Origin of the sequence: Segeticoccus rhizosphaerae (genome assembly GCF_009192725.1) — a bacterium.
Classification (GTDB): domain Bacteria; phylum Actinomycetota; class Actinomycetes; order Actinomycetales; family Dermatophilaceae; genus Segeticoccus; species Segeticoccus rhizosphaerae.
Genome location: NZ_VOHR01000190.1, coordinates 1 through 7,560 on the forward strand (window position 1 = coordinate 1; position 7,560 = coordinate 7,560).

The window sequence follows — 7,560 nt, forward strand, 5'->3', positions numbered from 1 at the left end:
CGCTTGTCCCGACGCGACTTGCGGTCGTCCCGGTGGCGGCGGCGGCTTCCGCGGACGCGGTCCCGGTGGCCGCGGCGGCACCCAGGGTGCCTTCGGGCGCGGTGGAGGCCGTCCCGTGCGCGGTCGCAAGTCGCGTCGGGCCAAGCGCCAGGAGTTCGAGCAGATGCAGGCGCCCTCGATCGGCGGCGTCAGCGTCCCTCGCGGCGACGGCTCGACCATCGTGCGGGTCCGTCGCGGTTCGTCCCTGACCGACTTCGCCGACAAGATCAACGCCGACCCGGCGAGCCTGGTGACCGTGCTCATCCACCTCGGTGAGATGGCGACGGCGACGCAGTCGCTCGACGAGGACACCTTCCGCCTGCTCGGCGCCGAGCTCGGCTACGAGATCCAGGTGGTCTCACCCGAGGACGAGGAGCGCGAGCTGTTCAGCTCGTTCAACATCGACCTCGACGCGGAGTCCGCTGAGGAGGACGACGAGGACCTGCAGCCGCGGCCGCCCGTGGTCACCGTCATGGGCCACGTCGACCACGGCAAGACCCGGCTGCTCGACGCCATCCGTCACGCGGAGGTCGCCGAGGGCGAGGCCGGTGGGATCACCCAGCACATCGGTGCCTACCAGATCCACACCAACCACGAGGACCAAGATCGAGCGATCACCTTCATCGACACCCCCGGTCACGAGGCGTTCACCGCCATGCGTGCCCGTGGTGCCAAGGTGACCGACATCGCGATCCTCGTGGTGGCGGCCGACGACGGCGTGATGCCGCAGACGATCGAGGCGCTCAACCACGCGCAGGCGGCCGACGTGCCGATCGTGGTGGCCGTCAACAAGATCGACAAGCCGGACGCCAACCCACAGAAGATCCGTCAACAGCTGACCGAGTACAACCTGATCGCCGAGGAGTACGGCGGCGACACGATGTTCGTCGACGTCTCGGCCCGCGAGGGGCAGAACATCGACCAGCTGCTCGAGGCAGTCCTGCTCACCGCGGACGCCGCGCTCGACCTGCGGGCCAACCCCGACAAGGACGCGCGTGGTGTCGCGATCGAGGCCAACCTCGACCGCGGCCGCGGTGCGGTCGCCACGGTCCTGGTCCAGAGCGGCACGCTGCGCGTCGGTGACGGCATCGTCGCGGGTAGCGCCCACGGTCGCGTGCGCGCCATGCTCGACGAGCACGGCGACAACGTCCAGGAGGCCGGTCCGTCGCGGCCGGTCCAGGTCCTCGGTCTCGCCTCGGTGCCCCGCGCCGGTGACACGTTCCTCGTGGCTCCGGACGACCGCACCGCTCGCCAGATCGCCGAGAAGCGTGAGGCTGCCGACCGGCAGGCCTCGCTCGCCAAGGCGCGCAAGCGGATCAGCCTGGAGGACCTCACCGAGGCGCTCGCCGCGGGCAAGGTCGAGACCCTCAACCTCATCCTCAAGGGTGACGTGTCGGGTTCGGTCGAGGCCCTCGAGGACGCGTTGTTGCAGATCGACGTGGGCGACGAGGTCGACCTGCGCATCATCGACCGCGGTGTCGGTGCGATCACGCTCAACAACATCAACCTCGCGATGGCCTCGGACGCGATCATCATCGGCTTCAACGTCCGGGCCGAGGGCCAGAACGCCGACGTGGCCGACCGCGAGGGCGTCGAGATCCGCTACTACTCGGTGATCTACCAGGCCATCGAGGAGATCGAGGCGGCGCTCAAGGGCATGCTCAAGCCGGAGTTCGAGGAGGTGCAGCTCGGCACGGCCGAGGTGCGCGAGGTCTTCCGCTCCTCCAAGTTCGGCAACGTGGCCGGCTCGATCGTCCGCTCCGGCGAGATCAGGCGTGGCACCAAGGCCCGCCTCGTCCGCGACGGCACGGTGGTCTCCGAGAAGCTCGAGATCTCCGGACTGCGCCGGTTCAAGGACGACGTGACCGAGGTCCGCGAGGGCTTCGAGTGCGGCATCAACCTCGGCAACTTCAACGACATCAAGGTCGGTGACGTGATCGAGACGCACGAGCTGCGCGAGAAGCCCCGCACCTGACCATCCTCGCGAGGGTGACCATGCGGCATACCGCATGGTCACCCTCGCGGGCGGTCGACACGGCACACGGGGTTGTCCCCCCGGGGCACCGGCAACTGAGAGGGTGAGGGTCATGGCTGATCCGGCACGGGCACGCAAGGTCGCGGACCGCATCAAGGTCATCGTGGCGGAGTACCTCGAGCACCGCGTGAAGGACGAGCGCCTCGGCTTCGTCACCATCACGGACGTGCGGGTGACCGGCGACCTGCAGCACGCCTCGATCTTCTACACCGTCTTCGGCGGTGAGGCCGAGCGGGCCGACACGGCGGCGGCACTCGAGGCCGCGCGCGGCAAGATCCGCACGGCGGTCGGCAAGGGCACGGGCATCCGGCTGACCCCGAGCATCGAGTTCATCGCCGACGCGATCCCGGAGGGGGCGGCCCACCTCGAGGACCTGTTGGTCCAGGCCAAGCTGCGGGACGCGGAGCTCGCCGCGGCGGCCGCGAAGGCCAAGCACGCCGGCGACCCCGACCCCTACAAGCGCCCGCCCGTCGAGGAACAACCGGGCGCAGGCGAGGGTGGCGAGCGTTCCTGACGTGCCGGCATCGGTCGGTGACGGCCTGCTGGTCATCGACAAGCCGGCCGGGTGGACCAGCCACGACGTCGTGGCTCGCTCGCGGCGCCTCTGTGCGACCCGCCGGGTGGGACACGCAGGGACGCTCGACCCGATGGCGACCGGTGTGCTCGTGCTCGGGGTGGGCCGCGGCACCAAGTTGTTGACCTTCCTGGTCGGCTGCGACAAGTCCTACGAGGCGACGATCCGGTTGGGGCTGTCGACCATCACCGACGACGCCGAGGGCGAGGTCACGAAGGCGCATGACGTCACCCACCTCACCGACGACGCGGTGCTGCGGGCCGTGTGCGCGCTGACCGGGGACATCGAGCAGGTCCCCAGCGCCGTGAGCGCGATCAAGATCGACGGCAAGCGCTCCTACGCCCGGGTCCGCGCGGGTGAGGACGTCCAGCTTCCGGGCCGGCGAGTGACGGTGAGCCGGTTCGAGGTTCGCGGGCAGCGGGTCCACGAGGTCGGTGGTCTGGTCGTGCGTGACGTCGACGTCGTGGTCGACGTGTCCTCGGGCACCTATGTGCGGGCGCTCGCCCGCGACCTCGGGGCGGCCCTCGGGGCCGGGGGACACCTCACTGCGTTACGGCGGACACGAGTGGGCCGGTTCGGCCTGGAGCAGGCGCATCCCCTCGGCCAGCTGCAGGAGGCGTGGGAGGCCGAGCAACAGGAGAGGGCCGGGGAGGGGGCGGGATCCGTCATACCGCTCATTTCGTTGGCGCAGGCGGCGCGCGAGTCGTTCGCAGTGCGTGAGCTGTCCGAGGCGGAGGCGGTGGCGGTGGGACATGGCCAGCGGATCCCGTCGAGCCGGCAGCGCGACGAACCGGTTGCCGCGATCGCGCCGGACGGCAGGTTGGTCGCCATGCTGGATGAGAGCGCCACGCTGGCCCGGACGCACGTGGTCTTCGCTCCTTCCTGATCCACCGGCCGGCTCGAGCTGGGCGGAAGCGTCGCCGCTGATTCGGGAGAAGTGGTTGCCCGGCCGCAGCCGGGGCGGGAAGGTGGACCATGCGCGGTCTGCCGGACGTCAGACGCGTCCTGCTCGGCTGGGGCCTCTCGACGGCGGGCGCCCTCGTGACCCATGTCGCGATGCTGGTCTACACCTTCCAGACGGGTGGCGCAGCACTGGTCGCGGTCTACGGCGTCGCCTCCGTGCTCCCGGCCGCGGTGACCACACCGGTCGTGACCGGCCTCGGCGTGCGGCTCGGGCTGGATCGGCTGCTGCGCGTGACGACTGGGGCGCGGGCGGTGCTCGGCGCGGCGTCGGCCCTCGCCGTCCTAGCCGGTCTGGGGCCGGTGCTGGTGATCGTGCCGACCTGCCTGGCAGCGTCCCTGTCCGGGTCCTACCGCCCGGTGCAGGCGGTGATGACGCCCTGGCTGGTGCGCACACCCGCCGAGCTGAGCACCGCCAACGTGCGGGCCACCATGGTGGAGAACGCGGCAGCCCTGGTCGGGCCGGCCGGAGGTGGCTTGCTGCTGATCCTCTGGGGTCCCGGCGCGGGACTGGTCGCGGGTGCCGCACTCGTGGCCGGGGCAGCGGTGGCACTGCGGCTGCTGCGGCTGCCACCCGAGGCCGTGAGGAGCACCGCGGGACGAGGTGGCGGCCCGCGGGACATGCTCGCGGGCGCGGCCGAGCTCAACGGGGTGATCCCACACGGCGGCGCCATCGTGATGACCGCGCTGCAGGTCTTCACCCGCGGCGTGCTTCTGGTGCTGGTGGTGGTCCTCTCGCTGGACGTCCTCGGCCTGGACGACGGGGCGGTGGGCTGGCTCACCGCCATGATCGGCCTGGGCGGCCTGACGGGCGGCGTCATCGCCTCGTCGGTCCTGCGGGTCACCCGGCTGGCACGCAGTTTTTGCGGCGGGATCCTCCTGTGGGGGCTGCCGCTCGTCGTGCTGGGGCTCTGGCCGACGCCCGCGACGGCATACGCCGCGTTCTTCGTCATCGGCATCGGCAACGCGATGGAGGACGGCGGCCTCTACACGCTGATCCCGCGGGTCGTCGGTCAGCGGCACGCCGCCGGTGCCCTCAGTGCCCTCGAGCTGATCATCTTCGGCGCCTCCGCCCTGGGGTCGTTCGCGGCTCCGTCGCTGGCGAGAGCCGCCGGCACAGGGCGGACGTTGCTGTTCCTCGGGTTGGTGCTGCTGGCGGTTGCAGGCCTGTATGCCGTCCGTTGCCACCGGGTGGACCGTGCCATGCCGGCGCCCGGCCCCGAGCTCGAGCTGCTGCGTGGCCTGCCGCAGTTCACGCCGTTGCCGTTGGTGTCCGTCGAGCAGCTGCTGGCGGTGGCCGAGCGGCGGCGCTACGTGGCCGGTGCCGAGGTCATCGTCGAGGGCGAACCGGCCGACGTCTTCCACCTCATCGAGAGCGGGACGGCGAACGTGACCGTGCACGGGGTCCCTCGCCCTCCCCTCGGGGTCGGGGACGGTTTCGGCGAGATCGCGCTGCTGCGAGACCTGCCGCGGACCGCCACGGTGACGGCCGGCTCGGACCTGGCGACGCTCGCGCTGGGGCGGGTCGACTTCCTCAGCGCCGTGACCGGCAACCGGGTGAGTGCGGTGGCGGCCGACGAGATCGCGACGCAGCGGCTCTCGGGCGATCCGGACCGCGGCTGGGACGTGCGAGAGGCGCGCGACGCGGATGGGGCGGGCGACCAGTCGTGAGGCCGTGGACACCGCCACGCCGACCTGGGCGCTCACCAGCCGCCCGCCGGGAGACGTCATACCGACGGGCACGGAAGCCAAGGGGTCGTCCCACGAGGAGGACTCAGAAGTTGATCATGTGCCCCTCGATGCCGTGCACGGCCTCCTTGAGGGCCTCGCTCAGCGTCGGGTGGGCATGGATGTTGCGGGCCACCTCGGTGGTGCGCAGGTCCCACTGCTGCGCCAGCGTCAGCTCGGGCAGCAGCTCGACGACGTCGGCGCCGATCATGTGGGCCCCGAGGATCTCGTGGGTGTCGGCGTCCGCCACGATCTTGACAAAACCGGAGGGGTCGCCGAGGCCGTGCGCCTTGCCGTTGGCCATGAACGGGAACTTGGCCACCGTGACCTCGTGCCCGCGCTCCTTGGCCTGTTCCTCCGTGTAGCCGAAGGCCGCGACCTGCGGCTGGCAGTAGGTCGCCCTGGGGACCATGTCGTAGTTGATCTCCATGGTCTCCGCACCGGCGATCGTCTCGGCCGCGACGATGCCCATGGACTCGGCGAGGTGGGCGAGCATGAGCTTGGCCGTGACATCGCCGATGGCGTAGATGTGCGGCACGCTGGTGCGCATGAAGCCGTCGATGTCGATGGCACCGCGGTCGGTGAGCTTCACGCCCGCCGCCTCGAGGCCGTAGCCCTCGACGTTGGGCGCGAACCCGATCGCCTGCAGCACCTTGTCGGCCTCGAGCACCTGCTCCTTGCCGTCCTTGCTGACGGTGACCTTCACCCTGTCGCCTGAGTCGTCGATCGACTCGACCTTGGTCGAGGTGAGCACCTTCACGCCGAGTTTCTTGTACTGCTTGGCCAGCTCCTTGGAGACCTCGGGGTCCTCGAGCGGCACCATCCGGTCGAGGAACTCGACGATGGTGACCTCGACCCCGTAGTTGGCGAGGACGTAGGCGAACTCGACGCCGATCGCGCCGGCGCCGGCGATCACGATGGAGCCGGGCAGCTCCTCGGTCATGATCTGCTCCTCGTAGGTCACGACCCGGTCGGACAGGGTCGTGCCGGGCAGGAGCTTGGTGCTGGCGCCCGCCGCGATGATGCAGTGGTCGAACGTCAGGGTCTCCTCGCCGCCCTTGCCGAGCGCCACCTGCAGGGTGTGCTCGTCGGTGAACGTGCCGCGTCCCTCGAACTCGGTGATCTTGTTCTTCTTCATCAGGAAGTGGACGCCCTTGACGCGTCCGTCGGCGACGGTCCGGCTGCGCTGGAACGCCGCGCCGAAGTCGAAGGTCGCCTCGCCGGAGATGCCGAACGTCTTGGCCTCGTGGTTGAACACGTGGGCCAGCTCGGCGTTGCGCAGCAGGGCCTTGCTCGGGATGCACCCGACGTTGAGGCAGACACCTCCCCAGTACTTCTCCTCCACGATGGCCGTCGACAGGCCGAGCTGTGCAGCCCTGATGGCTGCCACATACCCGCCCGGTCCGGCACCCAGCACCACAACGTCGAAGTGAGAGCTCATGGGGACAATGTATGCGGTCCCGTTGCGGCGCGCCCACCCCGCTCCGTGGCTCCGGTCGGGCGGGACGGCGGACTGCGGGACGGGGACGCCCCGCCATTAGAGTGTCGGACGTGCTGCGATGGACCGACCTCTCCCAGATCCCGCCGGGCTTCGGGCCGTGTGTGCTGACCCTGGGCAACTTCGACGGCGTCCACCGCGGGCACCGGGCGGTCCTCACGACGGTGGTCGGGCTGGCCCGGGAGCGCTCGGCCCACGCGGTGGCCATCACCTTCGACCCGCACCCGCTCGCCGTGTTGCACCCCGAGCGCGCCCCGGAGCCGATCACCGACCTGGCCCATCGGCTCGAGCTGCTCGAGTCCACCGGCCTGGACGGGGTGCTGGTGCAGCCGTTCTCGCGGGAATTCGCCCAGCTGAGCCCCGAGGAGTTCGTCAAGCAGTACTTCGTGGAGCCCTTCGGCGCCTGTGTGGTCGTGGTCGGCAAGGACACCCGCTTCGGCGTGCACAACTCCGGCGACGTGGACACGCTGCGTGAGCTCGGCGCCCAGCTCGGATTCGAGGTGGTCGTGCTCGGGGATGTCGGCGACGGCCACCGCTGGTCCTCGACGCAGGTGCGTTCGTCCATCGCCGCCGGCGACGTCGAGCACGCCGCCGACGTCCTCGGCGGCCTGCACCGGGTTGCGGGGGTGGTCGTGCACGGAGCCCACCGTGGCCGCGAGCTCGGCTTCCCCACGGCCAACCTGGCCGGCGACAGCGCCGGGCTGGTGCCGGCCGAAGGCGTGTATG

At 70.6% G+C, this 7,560-nt stretch carries 6 protein-coding genes; 5 read left to right on the forward strand and 1 reads right to left on the reverse strand.

Annotated features, from left to right (window positions below; all coding sequences use genetic code 11):
• The 4 genes from infB to FRW57_RS14320 form a co-directional block, all read left to right on the forward strand.
• A partial coding sequence (gene infB, locus FRW57_RS14305) for a translation initiation factor IF-2 (RefSeq protein WP_152186306.1) occupies window positions 1–2,014 on the forward strand: 2,014 nt, incomplete at its 5' end.
• A gap of 112 nt (window positions 2,015–2,126) precedes the next feature.
• Entirely contained in the window at window positions 2,127–2,588 is a 462-nt protein-coding gene (gene rbfA, locus FRW57_RS14310) for a 30S ribosome-binding factor RbfA (protein ID WP_137123393.1), read from the forward strand.
• A gap of 1 nt (window position 2,589) precedes the next feature.
• Window positions 2,590–3,534 (forward strand): tRNA pseudouridine(55) synthase TruB, encoded by a 945-nt coding sequence (gene truB, locus FRW57_RS14315; RefSeq protein WP_137123392.1) that lies wholly within the window; start codon window positions 2,590–2,592, stop codon window positions 3,532–3,534.
• Between the two features lie 89 nt (window positions 3,535–3,623).
• Window positions 3,624–5,279, forward strand: a complete 1,656-nt coding sequence (locus FRW57_RS14320; protein ID WP_152186307.1) for a cyclic nucleotide-binding domain-containing protein — start codon at window positions 3,624–3,626, stop codon at window positions 5,277–5,279.
• 103 nt (window positions 5,280–5,382) lie between these two features.
• Here the strand turns inward: FRW57_RS14320 and lpdA are convergent, their stop codons facing one another.
• Window positions 5,383–6,777, reverse strand: coding sequence for a dihydrolipoyl dehydrogenase (gene lpdA / locus FRW57_RS14325; protein ID WP_137123390.1), 1,395 nt, complete (start codon window positions 6,775–6,777; stop codon window positions 5,383–5,385).
• Window positions 6,778–6,887: 110 nt separating this feature from the next.
• Between lpdA and ribF the strand changes: the two genes are divergently transcribed.
• A partial coding sequence (ribF, locus tag FRW57_RS14330; RefSeq protein WP_238999436.1) for a bifunctional riboflavin kinase/FMN adenylyltransferase occupies window positions 6,888–7,560 on the forward strand: 673 nt, incomplete at its 3' end.